The organism is Ornithinibacillus caprae, assembly GCF_009728145.1.
Lineage (GTDB): Bacteria > Bacillota > Bacilli > Bacillales > Amphibacillaceae > Ornithinibacillus > Ornithinibacillus caprae.
This window is the reverse complement of the sequence record NZ_WOCA01000005.1, coordinates 61,931-79,964: the sequence shown is the minus strand read 5'-3', so window position 1 is coordinate 79,964 and position 18,034 is coordinate 61,931. Positions and strand designations below refer to the sequence as shown.

Here is an 18,034-nt window from a genome sequence, read left to right as displayed (position 1 = left end):
TTTTAGGAATTTGGCACTTACCAATCCCATATGATAAGAGCCATAAATATGATTGGTTAAATTTGAAAGGGGTTTTCTCACATGTACTTATCAATTGATGAAACTGCAGAATATCTTTCTATGGAAGCTTCTAAGGTTAGTGCATTGGTACTTCAAGGACGGATACGAGCCATTCATGATGGAGAGCAATACCTAATCAATAAAGACCAATTTACAACTCATCTAGAACAGGTTGAAAAATATCGGAAGTTAATTCAAGAATATTTAAATGAACCTATTCCTGAAGATATTGATGTGAAAGATGAGGACTAAGTTAAAAGGAGTTCTTTTATGAAAAGTAAGTTTAGATCAAACAATAATTCGCTAACATACACGGTTAAAGAGCACACGGAATTACTACCTTTTTTACTTGAGGTAATGCACAACCGTAGTCGTAACTCAGTAAAATCTATATTAACTCGTGGTCAGATTACAGTGGATGATCATATTGAAACAAAACATAATTATCCTCTAAAACCTGGACAACAGGTTATCGTGTTAAAAAATAAAGCGGCGATTAAGCAGGATCAATTAATTGGAATGTCAATTATTTTTGAAGATAAGGATATTATTGTTATCAATAAAGAAGCTGGGTTGCTCTCAATAGCAACTAAAAAAGAAAAGCAACAAACGGTGCATCATCAATTAATGGAATATGTTCGTCAACAGGATCCACAAAATCGAGTTTTCGTCGTACATCGACTTGATAAAGAAACCTCTGGGGTAATGATGTTTGCAAAAAACGAAAAGACAAAGCGACAATTACAAGATAAATGGAAAGATATTGTAAAAGAACGCACATATGTTGCTTTAGTAGAAGGAAAGGTGACCAAACCATCTGGGAGGATTGCTTCGTGGTTAAAAGAAACAAAAACACATTTGATGTATTCGAGCCCAGATAAAAATGGTCAACATGCTGTAACACATTATAAAGTTCTTCAATCGAACAATGAATTTTCTTTATTAGAAGTTCAGTTAGAAACCGGAAGAAAAAACCAAATCCGAGTCCATATGAAGGATTTGGGTCACCCAATCGTAGGGGATAAAAAATACGGTGCGAATGGCAATCCGATTGGAAGACTTGGATTACATGCGAAGGTACTTTCGTTCAACCATCCAACTACTGGTCAATTACTATTATTTAAAGCTGACGTTCCTCGTTCTTTTTATAATAAATCAAAGTGATGAGAGCCCGTTTGGATCGAGGCGGGAGAGAAACGGTCACTTATAGAGGTGATGAGAGCCCGTATGGCGAGAGACTAGAGAGAAATGGTCACTGAAAGGGTGAATAAGAGCCCGTATGGCGAGAGACTAGAGAGAAATGGTCACTGACAAGGTGAATGAGAGCCTGTTTTCATAATGCTTCCTCTTAATCGGTCACTCATATCAATGTAGACGTATATATCAAAAAATGAAGAACCTTTTCCGACAGGTAGGTTCTTCATTTTTTACTTCCAGCGAATAGCGATACAGCATTACCTTTTGCTGGTGGCGCAATTCGTAAGTAGATTAAAGAGCAATGATGCTTTTGTTTATTACTCTTGAGGAATTGGAGCTTTTTCTACGACACGCCCTCGTTTTCCTTCTGTAGTTTTAGCGTTTTTCAACGAATTAATGATTGCTTCTTCGGTTGTTTCAATCACAGCTTGGAATAATTGGTTCATCACCTTATGACTATCACGAATATAGGTCATCGATTCGGTATGTTCATTTGCATTGTGATGTATTTTATTGGCGGTAGAAAATGCGATTGCAATATCACCGCTTCCATGGGAAATATTGCTTCCAGTTCGAGCTAGTCCAGCTGCAGTATGCTTAGCTAAACGTTCTAACTGACGATCATACAAAGGGGCATCCGTTGCGATTATCATCATAATAGAACCGTCTGGAGTTTTTATTTCTAGCTTAGGGAAATTAGCAAATAGCGCTTGATCTCGTTGTCCAAAATTAGAATTGATCAGGCATCCAACCGTATATTTTTGATTGGCAGCAGTGACTATGCGAGATGCTGTCCCAATACCACCTTTATATCCAAAGCACATCATTCCCTTGCCAGCACCAACAGCTCCTTCTTCAGCAACACCAGTACTTGCTTTATTAATCGCTTCCATTGCATGTTCCGGTTTAAGTGCTTGGATTCGCATTGAGTTTAAATAACTATCATTACATTCTCCTACTACTATATTAATGGTTCCAGCGGATTCCCCAATTTCTTTATTTTGCTCTAACATATATCGAAGGGTCCCCTCAAGTACTGGTCCAACACTAAATGTGTTAGTTAGCATAATCGGAGATTCGATTAGACCTAATTCATTCAGTTGGATTAATCCAGTTGACTTACCGTATCCATTAATTACGTAACTGGCGGCATGAACCTTTTCCGTAAATAGGTTCCCACTATGCGGAAGAATAGCTGTTACCCCCGTACAGACCGTGTCTTCATTATTTATTTTTTCATATAATGTGACATGTCCAACTTGTACTCCTTCGACATCTGTAATACAGTTGTTTTTCCCTTTTTGTAGCGGCATCTAAACCTCTCCTTAACTGTTTCTTTGATATCATTCAGTTTTTAATTAAAAGGTACTTTGTTAATAATGACAATTAATTGCCTATCTTTTGTATGTATATTACAGGGATGAGGAAGAAAGAGCAAGAGCATAATATTAGTATTAAAATACGCAATTAATTACTTTTACATTCTATTTATATCGTTAATCTATCTCATAATACCCAAGAGTTAGGAGTCGAACACCCTGTATAGATCTATCTTTGCTATTTGACAATAAGTAATCCAAATTTGGGTTATCCTATACACTATAGTTCACTATTCATTGTATAAATTTTAGGGATCTACAAAATAAATACAGTGAAAAAATAATGAAATTACATGGAATGGTTATGATGGTAATAGGTAGCTTTTTATTACAGATTAATAAGATACGCGGTTCTCTAATTTAGCTTATAATGGAGGTTTTTATATGAAAAAATCAATATTTCTATTGATAGTTGTTGGAATGGTCTCTTGGGCTATTTATGACTTTTCCATGAAATCGGGTGATACGAATTCGGTCGAATATAATAGAACAGAGTCTGAAATGAATGATACCGAAATAGATGTGATGGCCGTACAGGATAACGATAAAATTGGACTAAATCGTGGAAACATAGCGCCAGATTTTGAGTTAACAACGTTGGAGGGAGAAACAGTAAAGCTATCAGATTTTCGTGGGGAACCTGTCATGATTAATTTTTGGGCATCATGGTGTGGGCCGTGTCGATCTGAAATGCCTGATATGCAAAAGTTTTATCAAGAAAAAGATATAACAATCTTAGCTGTTAATTTAACAGATACAGAACTGAGAAAAAAGGATGTTACAACGTTTGTTGAGGAGTATGATCTGTCTTTTCCGATTTTAATGGACGAGAAAAGTGAAGTATCAGATCTTTACCGGATTCAACCCATTCCTACTTCCTTCCTCATCGACGCGGACGGACGTGTACATAATGTCGCCTTTGGAGCATTAAGCTATGAACAAATGATTCAAGAATATGAACAAATGAACTAAAATTCGACAAGTGACAGGCGCCGACAAATATCGACACTTTCCGACAAGTGACAGGAACCTTTAATGTTGCTTTATTGGTTTATTGTTGGTAAACTTGGTGTATAATTTTATAGGTTTTATTCCTTCGGGGTAGGGTGAAATTCCCAACCGGCGGTGATGAAGTATGTACTTCTAAGTCCGTGACCCGTGTGGTTGTATAACGATACGGTGGATCTGGTGCGAATCCGGAACCGACAGTAAAGTCTGGATGGGAGAAGGAATTTTCGAATGCAAGCAAGGGTTTGGAATACATAACCAATGGATTATGTACTAAAACGCCTAGTCTTTTTGGCTATATTGTTTTTATTTTGCTTGCCTAAAAAAATTCTGTCTTTATGCCTCTGAAGCTGATTCAGAGGTTTTTTTAATTGTACAATAAGGGGTGAGGAAACATGTTTACAGGTATTATCGAAGAAAAAGGCATCATCAAAAAAATAAATAATGTTTCAGAGCAATCAATCCAAATGACGATCGGTGCAAAGAAAATTTTAGAGGACGCAAATTTAGGAGACAGTATTGCTGTTAATGGAATTTGTCTTACCGTAACCGATTTTACTGCAAGCGATTTTCAAGTCGATGTTATGCCCGAAACAGTCAAGTCAACTTCCTTAAATGGATTGCAAACAGGAGCAAGCGTTAACCTGGAGAGGGCGATGGCTGCAAATGGACGGTTTGGTGGTCACTTTGTTTCCGGGCATGTAGATGGAATTGGGAAGATTACCCACAAACAAAAACAGGAGAATGCGATCTATTATGATATTCAAGTCCCAGCTGAGCTTACTAAATTTATACTATTTAAAGGCTCAATCACAGTGGATGGCACGAGCTTAACCGTTTTTGGTATCAACGGAAACACATGTACGATCTCACTTATTCCCCATACCGTATCAGAAACGGTTTTAGGTGATAAGAAACAGGGAGATATCGTTAATATAGAATGTGATATGCTCGCAAAATATGTTCAAAATATGCTTAATCAGCAATTCTCTAAAAATGAAGAGAAAAGTGGAATCGATCAAGATTTTTTAAGCCAAAATGGATTCATGTAAAGGAAGTGAATGATTATGTTGCATACGATTGAAGAGGCAATTTTTGACTTGAAAGCTGGAAAACCTATTATTGTGGTGGATGATGAAAATCGTGAAAATGAAGGGGACTTTGTTGCTCTTTCAGAAAAAGCTACACCAGAAATGATTAATTTTATGATTACACATGGGAAAGGTCTAGTATGTACGACAATTGAAAAAGACCTAGCTAAAAAAGTAGGTTTGACAATGATGACTACTAACAGCACTGACCCATTCGGAACAGCTTTTACCGTTAGTATTGATCATGTAAGTACAACTACCGGGATAAGCGCTGCGGAGCGATCTAAAACCATACAGGAATTAATCAACCCAAATGCAACAATAGCGAATTTTAAACAACCTGGTCATATGTTTCCATTAGTTGCGAAGGATGGTGGAGTTCTAACACGTCCAGGTCACACGGAGGCGTCTGTTGATTTGGCAAAACTAAGTGATGCATTTCCATCGGGAGTAATTTGTGAAATCATTAAAGAAGATGGTACGATGGCACGTCTGCCAGATTTAGAAGTAATGGCAAAGGAATTTGATATAAAATTAATTTCCATAGAGGATCTTATTAGCTATCGAAAACTACAAGAAAATCGAGTAGCATATAACTAACAAGGAGATGGAGTACATGGGAAAAACAATTGCAGGTAATTTGGTAGGAAGTAATTTAAAGATTGGTATTATTGTAGGGCGTTTTAACGAATTTATTACAAGTAAATTATTAGATGGTGCAATAGATACATTGAAAAGACATGGTGTTGATGAAAGTAACATTGATGTTGCGTGGGTGCCAGGAGCATTTGAAATTCCTTTAGTTGCTCAAAAAATGGCACAAAACAGTGAATATGATGCAGTGATAACGTTGGGAACAGTAATTCGCGGTTCTACTCCGCATTTCGATTATGTATGTAACGAAGCAGCAAAAGGTGTTTCCCAAGCAGCGCTACAATCTGGTAAGCCAGTAATCTTTGGAGTATTAACAACAGAAACGATCGAGCAAGCTATTGAACGTGCTGGTACAAAAGCAGGAAATAAAGGTTCAGAGGCGGCAGTTTCTGCTATCGAAATGGCAAATCTAGTTAATCAATTATAAGGTAAAATGAAATATAGGAGGGTAACAGTTTTCATAGGCTGTTACCCCTTGTTTTTTGATATAAACAAATGGAAAAATAGACGATAGTAAGGTACACTAGAAAGCGAGCATTACCTATGTTTGGAGGGGATTTCCATTAGATTTTATATATATCAAATTATTGCTATATCCATTATTTGGATAGGGATGGCCATTTTTTATTCGGAAATGACGGATGTAAGTAAAATAATTTTTTATTTAGTGACTTCTTGGTTACTTTTTTTAATTGCAATATTCATTAGACAGTTAATAGAAAATCGAAAAGATAAATAAGTATTAAATTGTAAAGAAGGTTCTTACATGCTTACCATTGAAAATTTACATAAATCATATGGAGAAAAAACATTATTTAATCATGTTACATGTACCATTACCTCTCATGATCGAATCGGTCTAATTGGGGTAAATGGTACAGGTAAATCTAGCTTTTTAAAAGTACTTGCTGGTATTGACTCAGCTGAAGCAGGTGAGATTAATGCTCCAAAGGATTATAAAATTGAATATTTATCCCAAGACCCTGAGTTAAATCCTAATCTAACGGTTATTGAGCAAATCTATTATGGTGAATCGCTCATCATGAAAACGATGCGCGAATATGAAAATGTTCTCCATGAATTAGAAAAGGACCCAACGAATGTATCTGTTCAAGAGCGATTATTGAAAATGCAACAGAAAATGGATGAGCATGAAGCGTGGGAAGCGAATACGGCAGCAAAAACTGTATTAACGAAATTAGGAATAACAGACTTTGATAAGAAAATAACAGCATTATCTGGTGGTCAAAAGAAACGTATTGCCATAGCAAAATCTCTCATTCAGCAAGCAGATTTATTAATCTTAGATGAGCCGACAAACCACCTAGATAATGAGACGGTTGAGTGGCTTGAAAAATATCTATCCTCCTACAAGGGAGCACTATTACTTGTAACACATGACAGATATTTCTTGAATAGAGTTACGAATAAAATTTTTGAATTGCATAAAGGAAATTTATATATTTATGAAGGAAATTATGAAATTTTTCTTGAGAAAAAAGCTGAAAGAGAAGCGTTGGAACATAGTAATCAACAAAAACATGCCAATACATTACGTAGAGAGTTAGCGTGGTTGAAACGAGGAGCAAAAGCTCGTTCAACGAAGCAAAAAGCTAGAATTGATCGTATCCACGATATGAAGGAACAAAGCTTTGATACAACAAAACAAAACGTCGAGTTTCAGGTTGGATCAAAGCGTTTAGGTAAAAAGGTAATTGAATTAAAGAACTTGGAAAAGGCCTATGAAAACAAAATCCTACTTCAAGACTTTAGTCAGCTCATTATTCCTGGTGATCGGATCGGTATTATTGGACCAAATGGATCTGGTAAAACAACATTATTAAACATGATGGCAAAACGAATGGAACCAGATCAAGGTGAAGTAATTATAGGGGAAACGGTAAAGATCGGTTACTATACACAAGGTGACGAAGAACTCAACGGAAGTATGCGGATTATTGATTATATTAAAGAAGTGGCAGAGGTTATTCATACTAAGGACGGTTCCGTTATTACTGCCGAGCAGATGCTAGAACGCTTCTTGTTTTCTAGGGCGGATCAGTGGACATATATTCGGAAGCTTTCAGGTGGAGAAAGAAGAAGGCTGTATCTGTTAAAAATACTGATGACCGAACCAAATGTTCTTTTCTTAGATGAGCCTACCAATGACTTAGACACGCAAACTTTAGGAGTCTTGGAGGAGTACTTGGATCAATTTCCTGGTGTAGTTATTACAGTTTCTCATGATCGTTATTTTCTAGATCGGGTTGTCGATAAGTTACTAGTATTTCAAGGAAACGGTCAAGTTCAATCCTACTTCGGTAACTATAGTGAATATTTGGAGCAACAACAAACGAATGAGACAAAAGGGACAAAACCTGTTAAGCAAGAAACTAAGCCTAAAAAACAAAAGAAAAAATTGTCTTATATGGAACAAAAGGAATGGAACGAAATAGAAGATCAAATAACTGTTTTAGAAGAGAAGATCGAAGCACTACAAGAAAGCATTGTCGAAGCGGGTAGTGATTCGGAAAAAGTGCAAAATCTATTTGCTGAGCAACAAGGAGCGGAGTCCCAGCTAGAAGCAAAAATGGAGCGATGGGAAGAGCTCTCGTTAATGATCGAAGAATATGAGAACAATTAAAGTGGGAAATCATTGAATTAGATTTGGGTTGGCGAAGTGGATCCTCATTCCGTCCAAAAGGATTAGAGAACATTCTCTAATCCTTTTTAAGTCGCATTCTTTTTCAAAAATTGTTAGATCGGATAGACTAATAATAGTACAAAATAAATGAGGGAAAGATATTGAAACAAATATATAGTGATATCATTCAATTTCGAGGTAACCATTATGATTTTGGTTTTATGCAGGGAAAACTGTTAAAAGATTCCTTAACGATAGAAAATAGAAAAAGACAATGGAAGATTAGGAGACCACGTTTCACCATCGATGAGCAGGAAGTGAAGCAGGCGATTTTACCATTTGCACCAGCTATTTGGGAGGAATTAAAAGGATTGCAGGATGCATTAACATGGTCAATGAATGAAGTTTTACAAGAATTTGGTGGCTATCGTTTAGCATATATGCGAAGTGGCTGTTCCATTTTTACTAGTTCTGATTACATGATTCGTAATTATGACTACCATCCCAAAACATATGAGGGGCGTTATACGATTTTTCAACCGAGTGATCAGGGGTACGCGGTAATCGGTCCTTCACAAAGGATTACTGGTAGGATGGACGGAATGAATGAAAAAGGGCTCGCGATGGGATATAATTTCATGCATCGCAAAAAGCCAGGAGATGGATTTATTTGTAATATGATTGGGAGAATGGTGCTAGAATCTTGTGCAAATGTTGAAGAAGCAGTCCAGCTATTAAAAGAAATACCTCATCGTCACTCGTTTAGTTATATTGTATTGGATAAAAGTGGCGAGACGTACGTTGTGGAGGCAACACCTCGTTCGGTTGAAGTACGGCAGTCTAATGTTTGTACGAACCATTTTGAGTTGTTAAAGCATGAAAATCGTCACCATCTAGATGATTCCTATAAGCGAATGGAGGCTATAGAACGACATCAATATGATGTAACAGACGGATACCAAGCGTTTCGATTGTTAAATGATACGAATCGAGGTGTGTTCTCCAATCAATATAAAAGTTGGTCAGGTACTATTCATACTTCAGCGTATTTTCCTAAAGAGAAGAAGGCTTGGTTTGCTCTTGGAGGTGACCGCGAGCCTGTAATATTTGACTTCGCAAAGTGGCTGAAAGGAGAAGCCATTTTTACAAAGCGTATATTAGGTCAAGTAGATACTGATCTACCATTCGTTCATATGGATGAAAATGTCCAGTAATAATAATAAAACGGTCATTTTGAGAATAATATAATGGCAAAACGATGAAAAAAAGTAGAATATTCCTTGCATTCATGTTTAAATGAAGTATAGTTAAGGGAACATAAGTATAAGGATCCGCAATTATTGTTAAAATATATGTGAACTACATATGTATGATTAAGTTTTAATATAGGAGGATATGAAATGAAACTTCTTCAAGTAAGAAAAGGTCAATTTGTTTTTTATGAGAATGAACTCCATCAGGTATACTCTGTTAAACCAATGTTTAAGAAATCTGTACACTTATATCGCTTAAAAGATATGAAGCAGGTTCTCACAAGAGCGAGTGAGATCAATCTGTATAAACCGCAACACAATGATACGTTTATCTTCTACGGCAAACGTTATACCATTGATAAAAATAAAATGCCAGAACCAGGTGACTATATTTTAATTGTTAAGCCAGCACCGGATTTTCTAGATCACTATTCCCTAAATGCAATAGAAAAAGTGGAGAGTGTAGAAGATGGCAATGTAGTTACGACTAGAGACAATGGTGTAAAACACCATGAATATGTTGTAATGGTTCCTGGTCGTACTGATGCAAGTCAAGAAATTGCTTATTATGATAAAAGCTTGGTACCTGAATCACAGCAGATAGAAGATGAGTCTATTTCCTATTTAGCTGAAAGTGATGAAAGTATAACACCTGTAGTCGGAGATATATATTTAGATGTTCAGCAAAGTACAAAGGCAATGGTAGTTGCGATGACAGAAGATGAAGTTGTTTTCGGTCATGGCGTGCGTGTACATGTTGCAGACTTAATAGATGAAAATAAATATCAATTAGTTTTCCGTGTAGAGGAAGATTTGTAAGGTATAATTATTCACCCCTAAAGATTTAATCTTTAGGGGTTTTTTGGTAGTTGAGGCTGGGACAAAGCAAAAGCGTTCCATTCCAAAGACGAATGATTCAGGGACAGGAAAGTAGAGGATGTTATTTTTTATGGCTGGATCTTAAATACGTAGTTGATATAAAAAGCGCAGTAACTTATTGCCCAGTAAACACGCAAGAGAGGACCAAGAACAGCAACGTGATTTACGCTTCGGGCAGTCGCTTTCACAGTGTCTACTTTGCCGCGGGCACGGCTTCAGCCAGGGAACATCTTGAATATACTTCTTTGTCCTTTCACCGAGGAACTATGCTTCAAAGTGATACTAGCAGAATTAGGCGCTTCACTAAGGGGTCTTCAGGGACGTGCTGTTCCCATAGGACAAAGGTTTTCGGTGGGCCAAGTAATCGCAGGCCCAAGGAATACTTCGACAGCTTTACATCGCAGGAAGAAATTTGTTTTTTATTTTCGAGGAATCGACTGCCCTCTGCTCCAATCACTAGACTAAAAAGAAGTTTTTTTATAAATTAAAGAGCAAAATGATAGCGGAGAAAATACACGAAGACTCCTGCGGGAGCAAAGGCATCGGTGAGATCCCGCAGTGCGACAGCACGAGGAAGCTCACACCAGCCGCCCGCGGAAAGGGAAGTGTATTTTCGGAGCGGGGATAAAGCACCAACCATCATTTCAGGCTACTGCGGATTCTATACATAATTAGCAACGAAGCTTACGAAAGTATCTCAAAAGAAAAATCCGAACTAATTAGTTTTGATTTTCCATTAATTGATATTTTTTTGTCTCAGCTTCATCCTGCATAAATGCAACGAAGGCTATTTGCATAAAGGTATGGCAAAAATTTCTAATAACTGTGTATTTTCTACTAATTCCTCTAGTTAAATAGTTTCATTTCTCTTAAATACCTACAAAAAAAGACAGAAAACTAGTCAAGCATACGAAACCTTTATTGCATTTATTTATCAAGAAGGAGGAATTAGGTTTGAAATTATCAAGTAAATTTTTGAGCAAGCTTACTAGCTCACTCGTAGTATCCGCAGTAGTTATTACTGGAACAGGAACGGTTTTAGCAGATGAAGAAGGTGACGATAAATCGTTAGTCATCACTGAAATTGAGAATGATGAAGAGGTTGCAGAATCAGAAGAAGGTACTACTGAGGAAGCAACAGAAGAGAACGAAGGCACTAACGAAGAAACAGGAGAGAATGAAGAAGCTACTGACGATAACGAAGATGCAACGGAAGAAGAGGCTGATGGTACGGAAACAGCTGACTTAGTTCCAGGAGATTTCTTCTATTTCGTAAAAGTTATGAAAGAAAATATTCAACTTGCATTAACATTTAATGACTATAAAGAAAGCCAATTATTAGCAGAATTTGCTGCGGAGCGCATTGCAGAAGCAAATGCATTAATTGAAGCAGGTAAAGTGGAAGAAGCTTCTGAATTACTTCAACAAGCAATTCTAACACAACAGCAAGCAGAGGAATTATTAGAAGAAGAAAGTTCTGAAGAAGAGGAAGTAAATGAAGATTCTGCCACGGAAGAAGAAGCTGTAAATGAAGATAATTCTGCTACCGAGGAAGAGGAAACTGAGTCAGAAGAAACAGTAGAAGAAGACTCTGATGAAAATGTAGCAACTGAGGAAGAAGATGAATTAGACGAGGGTCGTCAAGCTGTTCAAGTTAAGCTTGCTAATAATATCGATGCTTTAAGTGCTGTATTAGTTAAGATTGATAATCCACGTGCACAACAAGCAATTATGAAAAATATAGGTAAGTCTTTTGATAAATTAGCAGAGAAAATTGAGAAGCGATCAGCGAAAGTAGTTGATGAGGAAGAGCTTGAATTAGATCAGCCTACAGAAGAAGTAGAAGAATCCAATGAAGCAGAAGAGAATATGGAAGAAGAAACAGAAGTAGCTGAAGATGTTGAGGAAGAAGCTACTGAAGATGAAAAAGAAGTAACAGTTAAGAAGGATAAAAAAGAACAAAAATCTGCTGCAAAAGAAAAGAAACAGAAGCAAGAAGTGAAAAAAGAGAAGAAAAGCAAAGACAAGCCAGTCAAAAAACAAGATAAAAAATCAGAAAAATCTAATCAAAAGAACAACCAGGCAAAAGCTAAAGATAATAAAGGAAATAAAGGAAATAAAAACGGTAACGGTAAAAATTAATTAATATGAAAGAAAACCATGGCAGACAACGACCGCCATGGTTTTTTCTAATAAAAAATAGCTCCAATACTTTAGTTTTCCTTCTTTATAAAATCCCTAGTGAACCTAAAAACACAATGATTATAGTTACAGGAACGATCCATCGCATGATTTGAAGCCATATAGGGAACATACCTGCTGGTAGATTATTGCTATAGTAAAATTCCTTTTTCATCAAAGCTTTATCCATTTTGAATCCAATAAATAATGCAATTAGTAGACAACCACCTGGTAGTAAAATATTGCTGACTAAAAAGTCTGTTGCATCAAATACAGTTAATCCAAAAATCTTTATATGTGACATATAACTAGATGATAAAGCTGCAGGAATACCAGCAAAGAATATAACGACACCTGCAATAGAAGCAACCTTCGTTCGTGAATTTTTTTGGTTTGCTGTAAAAGCAGATGTGATGATCTCTAGCATACTAAATGATGATGTCATAATCGCAAATAAAAATAGTAATAAAAATAGACTAAGGAATACTTCACCAAATGGCATCTGTCCGAATGCTTCCGGTAGAACCATAAATAGTAATCCTGGCCCTTCTGCAGGTGTTAAGCCAAAAGAGAATACTACTGGGAAAATAGCAAGTCCTGCTAATAATGAAATAACAATATTCATCAAGGAAACAGATGCTGCAGACATAGGTAGACTCACATCTTTTCCTAAATAAGAACTGTACGTTACCATGGTGGAAAACCCAACAGCTAAAGAGAAGAATGACTGACCAAGTGCGTACAATATACCTTCTCTAGTGATTTGAGAAAAATCAGGCTGAAGGAAAAACTTAATTCCTTCCATCGCTCCCTCAAAAGTAACAGAACGAAAAACGATAATGATAAAAAAGATAAATAATAGCGGCATTAATACTTTGGTTGATTTCTCAATACCCCTTTTGATGCCAAAAGATATGACAATAATATTAATGACAAGGAATCCTGCTAACCCTAAGAGTGTGATAAATGGATTCTCGGAAACCGTTGCAAATAGCTGCTGGTAGTTAGCTTGGTCTTGGATAACCAATCCTACTATGGATAGGATACTGTATATAAGTACCCATCCACCTACTACACAGTAAAATGACATAAGTAAAAAGCATCCAACTACACCCCAGCGGCCAATGATTGTCCAGCCACTTTTAGGAGCTAAAAATTGATACGCACTAACTGCTTCTCGTTGTGATCCACGTCCAATAATAAATTCCGCAATAAGAATTGGTAATCCAATTAATACGGTAAATAGTATGAAAAGAAAGAAAAAGGCACCACCGCCATTCATTCCAGTCATATAAGGGAACTTCCAAATTGCTCCTAGCCCAACAGCTGCTCCTGCTGACGACAGAATGAATCCTAATCTAGAAGTCCACTGATCACTTTTTTGGTGTGTCATATTTTGTGCCTCTCTTTCTCTTGATGTATAAACTTTATTGTACTAGTATAGCATGCATGTCAAGTTATAATTTGGTTCGTATTTCCCATAGCTCTGGGAAGAAATAATGATCAAGAACTTTCTTTAAATATCCGACTCCAGACGATCCACCTGTACCTGTTTTATGACCAATAATTCGCTCTACTGTTTTCATATGTCGGAAACGCCATTGCTGGAACCAATCCTCAATATCAACTAGTTTTTCGGCAAGTTGATATAAGTTCCAATATTTTTCCTTGTGCTTATAAACTTCAAGCCACGCTTGCTCTACGGATGTATCCTTATGATATGTCTTTGAAAAATCACGTTGTAACACATCTTTGTTAATGGTAAATCCTTCCTTAGCAAGTGCTTGTATCGACACATCATAAAGTCCTGGAGCTTCATAGGCGTCCTTTAAGATAGTATACAGTTCTTCGTCTTTTTTATATATTTTCATAATATGAGGAGTTTTATAACCAAGAACGAATTCGACGAGACGGTATTGATAAGATTGAAATCCTGATGCATTACCTAATTTATCACGAAACTCCATGTACTCTGCAGGCGTTAAGGTAGATAATACATCCCATGCCTGGATGATTTGTGATTGAATTTTGGAAACTCGTGCTAGCATCTTAAAGGAAGCTTGTAATTTCCCTTGTTGTATTGCTATGGTTGCTGCTTTAATCTCATGAATGATTAATTTAAGCCATAGTTCACTAACTTGATGAATGATGATGAATAACATTTCATCATGATGGTTTGATAATCTTTTTTGACTACCTAATAATGTATCAAGCTGCAAATAATCTCCATAGGTCATTTTTTCTAAAAAGTCAGTGTGAATTCCCTGCTCAGATTGAAATGTTTCATTTGTTTCTTTTTTAGTCATTATTGGTCACATCCTTCATTGGGCGTAGGATAGCTCGAACTGGACTACCATCTGCACCTTCGATAGCTAGCGGTAGAGCAATTAGTTCATAATCTCCTTCTTCAACATGGTCGAGCATGAGGTTTTCTAAGATATTTATTTCGTGATCATCAAGAGCATGATGCATAGCAAGGTCCTTACTGTCTGGAGCATCAACAGATGGCATATCGACACCTAATAGGCGTACTCCTAATTCCTGTAAGTAAGGTGCAATGTTCGGATCTAAAAACGGAATCTGTTTAGGAAAGCGATTTGGATTATTCGGTAAAGACGTACGAAGCAATAACCGCTCCGTTTTTTCAAGTGATAAATTTTTTAATACTGCGACATCTATTTGATTCACATGACTTACATCAATTACTCTTGCCGAACCGATATAGAGGTCAAGATCTAGTTGATCAACTGTTTTACCTTCCGAATTATAGTGAAAAGGTGCATCAATATGAGTTCCAGTATGTACACTAGAAGTTAGTTGCCCAATGTTTACGGAACCTGTTTGCTCCTTTGTATAGGTTAATGAAAAGGAGAAGGGGGTATCTCCTGGCCAGTGTGCCATATCATTTGTTAACGGTTGAGATATATCAATCCATGATGACATTACGCAATAACACCTCGTTTATTTTCATATTTTTTATACCGTTCTTCACGCATAATCGTTTTCAACATCTGTACCGTTTGCCATACGTCTTCAAAAGTATTGTATAGGGCAACAGGTGCTAGCCTTATTCCATTTGGATTACGAAAATCTGGGACAATACCTTCAGCCTTTAAAGCCTTGCAAATACGAGCTGCTTCAGGGTGTTCAAGGAAAACATGTCCACCTCGTGTTTTGTCATCACGTGGGTTAGCAATTTTAAAATGATAGTCGGCTAACTCGCTATCAATTAACTGCATGAGATAGTTTGTTAATCTTAGCGATTTTTTTCGAATTTCTTCTATTCCAGCTTCTTCAAACATTTCTAATGAGCCTAGTAAAGGTGCGACACTTAATACGTGTGGAGTACCTATTTGAAAAGCTCCAGCATCTTCAGCAGCAGTTAATGTGTGTTCCATATCAAACTGCTTTTCCTTTGCCGAACTAAACCATCCAGCTAGTCCAGGCTCTTTCCCAAAGTGTTTTTCATTTACATAAAGACCGCCAACACTGCCCGGTCCACCATTTAGATGTTTATATGTACACCAAAAAGCAAAGTCTACATCCCACTCACTTAATTGATGTGGAATGGATCCAATGGAGTGGCACAAATCAAATCCTATTAATATGTTTCGTTGATGTGCTTCCTTTGTTAACCGTTCCATATCTAAAATTTGTCCACTTCGATACAAAACTCCTGGTAAAACAATTAAAGCAACATCTTCTTGCATCCTATCAATAATGCTTTGTGTATCTAATGTATATCCATTTTTACTTTTTATTTGAAGCAGATGATCAGCTGGATCGAGTCCTTTTAACTGAAGCTGACTTTTCAATGCATAAATGTCAGAAGGGAAGTTCAACTCATCTGCAAGGATTTTATTTTTTTCATTTGTTGGATGGAAAAAGGTTGCAACAAGCTGGTGTAAGTTTGTTGTGGTAGAACCAGTTATAATTACTTCCTCCGGTTTGGCTCCTACTAATTGTGCCGACATACCTCCTAGCTTTTCCGATAAATAAAACCATGGATGCTTCCCTTCTGTCCAACCATCAATGGCATAGGTTTTCCAAGAATTCATTAACGTAGTTACAGCTGTTTCTGCACGCTTAGACATCAATCCTAATGAGTTTCCATCTAAATAAATGGTCTCATTAGAGATATAAAATTCTTTTCGGAATGAAGCTAAATTATCATTTTGATCAAGCCGTATGGCATAATTTTTGTCTGTGTTCATATACATCACCTCTTTATAGACTATTCTAACAAATATTTGTTCTTTGAAAACTAGAATTATCGTTCCCTTATATAATTAGGCAAGGTAATTCGTTTTCTGTCAGCTTAAATAATTATTTTTTGAATAAAAAATGAGCGTTTCTAATAAAGTGAAATGAAGGCATTTTTTTAGTAGTAATTATTTTTTTTGGAAAATTAATTTAAATTTTTAAAAATCATTGAAAAATCATAATTACCATTCTATACTAATGATAAGTATATGAAATGTCATTTCATATATTGAAACGGAGGATGAAGAGGGATGCAAGTATCGAACAGGGTAAAGGATTTACCGCCGTATTTGTTTTCTGAATTTCAACGAAAAAAGAAGAAACTGCAAAAACAAGGTGTCGATGTCATTGATTTAGGAATAGGTGCTCCTGATTTACCAACACCTCAATTTGTGATCGATAAGTTAATTGAAGAGGCTAAGGTATCAAGTAACCATCGTTACTCGAGCTATGATGGGATATCAGACTATAGAAATGCTGTAGCACAACATTATAGGAGCCATTATGGAGTGGAATTAGATCCCGATTCGGAGGTTCTTACACTCATTGGATCAAAAGAAGGCATTGCCAATCTTGTGCAAGCAGTCATTAACCCAGGCGATACAGTATTAATACCAGATCCCGGATATCCAGTTTATCGTACGGCAATCCATCTAGCAGGAGGAGTGAGTGAATATTTACCGTTGGATCAACAGAACGGTTATATTCCTAAATTTAATCTTGTACCTGATCAAGTGAAAGAAAAAGCAAAACTATTATTTTTAAACTATCCAAGCAATCCAACTTCTGCAACAGTAGGGTTGAATACATTTTTGGAAGCGATTACATTTGTGCGGGATAATCATATGTTACTTGCTCATGATGCTGCTTATGACCTGGTAACGTTTGGGGAATATAAAGCACCAAGTGTATTGCAGGTTCCGAATGCAAAAGACAATGCCATTGAGTTTGGATCATTATCGAAAAGTTTTAATATGACTGGATGGAGGATTGGATATGTTGTAGGGAATAAAACGATTATTAAAGCAATTGCTACATTAAAAAGCAATATGGATACCTGTCAGTTTATCCCGATCCAAAAGGCTGCAGCAACTGCACTTAAAAGTGATTTATCTGTGGTAAAAGAAAATAATGCTGTATTTCAAGAACGCATGGAAAAGCTATACGGAGCATTACATGAAATTGGCATGGAAGTACAAAAGCCAAAAGGGACCATCTTTCTATGGGCAAAAACGCCTGCTAACCACACATCTATAGAATTTTCAAACATGTTACTGGAGAAAGCGGGTGTAATTGTAACACCTGGGACAGCATTTGGACCTTCCGGAGAAGGATATGTCCGCATTGCATTATCTGTACCTATTGGACGTATAGATGAAGTGATTGATCGTTTGAAAAAGTTAGATTTGTAGGAGATGAAAATGA

Annotated in this window: 15 protein-coding genes, 1 pseudogene and 1 riboswitch; of the genes and pseudogenes, 11 read left to right on the top strand and 5 right to left on the bottom strand. The window is 36.6% G+C overall.

Going from position 1 to position 18,034, the window contains the following annotated elements; translation table 11 throughout:
* Positions 1-81 precede the first annotated feature (81 nt).
* Both GMD78_RS08370 and GMD78_RS08365 read left to right on the top strand, forming a co-directional pair.
* Positions 82-312 carry an excisionase family DNA-binding protein gene (locus tag GMD78_RS08370; protein ID WP_155668379.1) on the top strand — a complete coding sequence of 77 codons (231 nt, stop codon included), beginning with the start codon at positions 82-84 and terminating at the stop codon, positions 310-312.
* Between the two features lie 18 nt (positions 313-330).
* Positions 331-1,224, top strand: coding sequence for an RluA family pseudouridine synthase (locus tag GMD78_RS08365; protein WP_155668378.1), 894 nt, complete (start codon positions 331-333; stop codon positions 1,222-1,224).
* 350 nt (positions 1,225-1,574) lie between these two features.
* Here GMD78_RS08365 and GMD78_RS08360 read toward each other — a convergent pair whose 3' ends face one another.
* A complete protein-coding gene (locus GMD78_RS08360) occupies positions 1,575-2,570 on the bottom strand; it encodes a DmpA family aminopeptidase (RefSeq protein ID WP_155668377.1) in 996 nt (331 codons plus the stop codon).
* Between the two features lie 450 nt (positions 2,571-3,020).
* Between GMD78_RS08360 and GMD78_RS08355 the strand changes: the two genes are divergently transcribed.
* The 8 genes and pseudogenes from GMD78_RS08355 (at position 3,021) to GMD78_RS08320 (ending at position 12,307) form a co-directional block, all read left to right on the top strand.
* Positions 3,021-3,608: a redoxin domain-containing protein gene (locus tag GMD78_RS08355; RefSeq protein WP_155668376.1), complete on the top strand. Its 588-nt coding sequence runs from the start codon at positions 3,021-3,023 to the stop codon at positions 3,606-3,608.
* 116 nt (positions 3,609-3,724) lie between these two features.
* A riboswitch (FMN riboswitch) is annotated at positions 3,725-3,871 on the top strand.
* Positions 3,872-4,039: 168 nt separating this feature from the next.
* A complete protein-coding gene (gene ribE / locus GMD78_RS08350) occupies positions 4,040-4,696 on the top strand; it encodes a riboflavin synthase (protein ID WP_155668375.1) in 657 nt (218 codons plus the stop codon).
* 15 nt (positions 4,697-4,711) lie between these two features.
* Positions 4,712-5,323: pseudogene (gene ribB / locus GMD78_RS08345) on the top strand (3,4-dihydroxy-2-butanone-4-phosphate synthase); the annotation flags it as partial.
* A 28-nt stretch (positions 5,324-5,351) separates the two neighbouring features.
* Positions 5,352-5,816, top strand: a complete 465-nt coding sequence (ribH, locus tag GMD78_RS08340; protein ID WP_155668373.1) for a 6,7-dimethyl-8-ribityllumazine synthase — start codon at positions 5,352-5,354, stop codon at positions 5,814-5,816.
* Positions 5,817-6,155: 339 nt separating this feature from the next.
* A complete protein-coding gene (locus GMD78_RS08335) occupies positions 6,156-8,033 on the top strand; it encodes an ABC-F family ATP-binding cassette domain-containing protein (RefSeq protein ID WP_155668372.1) in 1,878 nt (625 codons plus the stop codon).
* Between the two features lie 161 nt (positions 8,034-8,194).
* On the top strand, positions 8,195-9,247 hold the full coding sequence (locus GMD78_RS08330; RefSeq protein ID WP_155668371.1) for a C45 family autoproteolytic acyltransferase/hydrolase: 1,053 nt from the start codon (positions 8,195-8,197) through the stop codon (positions 9,245-9,247).
* 186 nt (positions 9,248-9,433) lie between these two features.
* Entirely contained in the window at positions 9,434-10,105 is a 672-nt protein-coding gene (locus tag GMD78_RS08325) for a hypothetical protein (RefSeq protein ID WP_155668370.1), read from the top strand.
* A gap of 1,014 nt (positions 10,106-11,119) precedes the next feature.
* Complete coding sequence (locus GMD78_RS08320; protein WP_155668369.1) at positions 11,120-12,307, top strand: DUF5667 domain-containing protein; 1,188 nt, start codon at positions 11,120-11,122, stop codon at positions 12,305-12,307.
* 85 nt (positions 12,308-12,392) lie between these two features.
* On the opposite strand, the gene GMD78_RS08315 is transcribed toward GMD78_RS08320, so the two are convergent.
* From GMD78_RS08315 to kynU, 4 genes are all read right to left on the bottom strand, one after another.
* Positions 12,393-13,739 (bottom strand): sodium-dependent transporter, encoded by a 1,347-nt coding sequence (locus GMD78_RS08315; protein WP_155668368.1) that lies wholly within the window; start codon positions 13,737-13,739, stop codon positions 12,393-12,395.
* Between the two features lie 64 nt (positions 13,740-13,803).
* Positions 13,804-14,652 (bottom strand): tryptophan 2,3-dioxygenase, encoded by an 849-nt coding sequence (gene kynA / locus GMD78_RS08310; RefSeq protein WP_155668367.1) that lies wholly within the window; start codon positions 14,650-14,652, stop codon positions 13,804-13,806.
* Complete coding sequence (gene kynB / locus GMD78_RS08305; RefSeq protein ID WP_155668366.1) at positions 14,645-15,289, bottom strand: arylformamidase; 645 nt, start codon at positions 15,287-15,289, stop codon at positions 14,645-14,647. Before kynB ends, kynA begins: the two co-directional genes overlap by 8 nt.
* Positions 15,289-16,560: a kynureninase gene (gene kynU, locus GMD78_RS08300; RefSeq protein ID WP_155668365.1), complete on the bottom strand. Its 1,272-nt coding sequence runs from the start codon at positions 16,558-16,560 to the stop codon at positions 15,289-15,291. Before kynU ends, kynB begins: the two co-directional genes overlap by 1 nt.
* 300 nt (positions 16,561-16,860) lie before the next feature.
* Here kynU and GMD78_RS08295 point away from each other — a divergent pair, with 300 nt between their 5' ends.
* The gene (locus GMD78_RS08295; protein ID WP_155668364.1) at positions 16,861-18,021 is read left to right on the top strand and encodes an LL-diaminopimelate aminotransferase; all 1,161 of its coding nucleotides are present in this window, start codon (positions 16,861-16,863) and stop codon (positions 18,019-18,021) included.
* Positions 18,022-18,034: the final 13 nt, after the last annotated feature.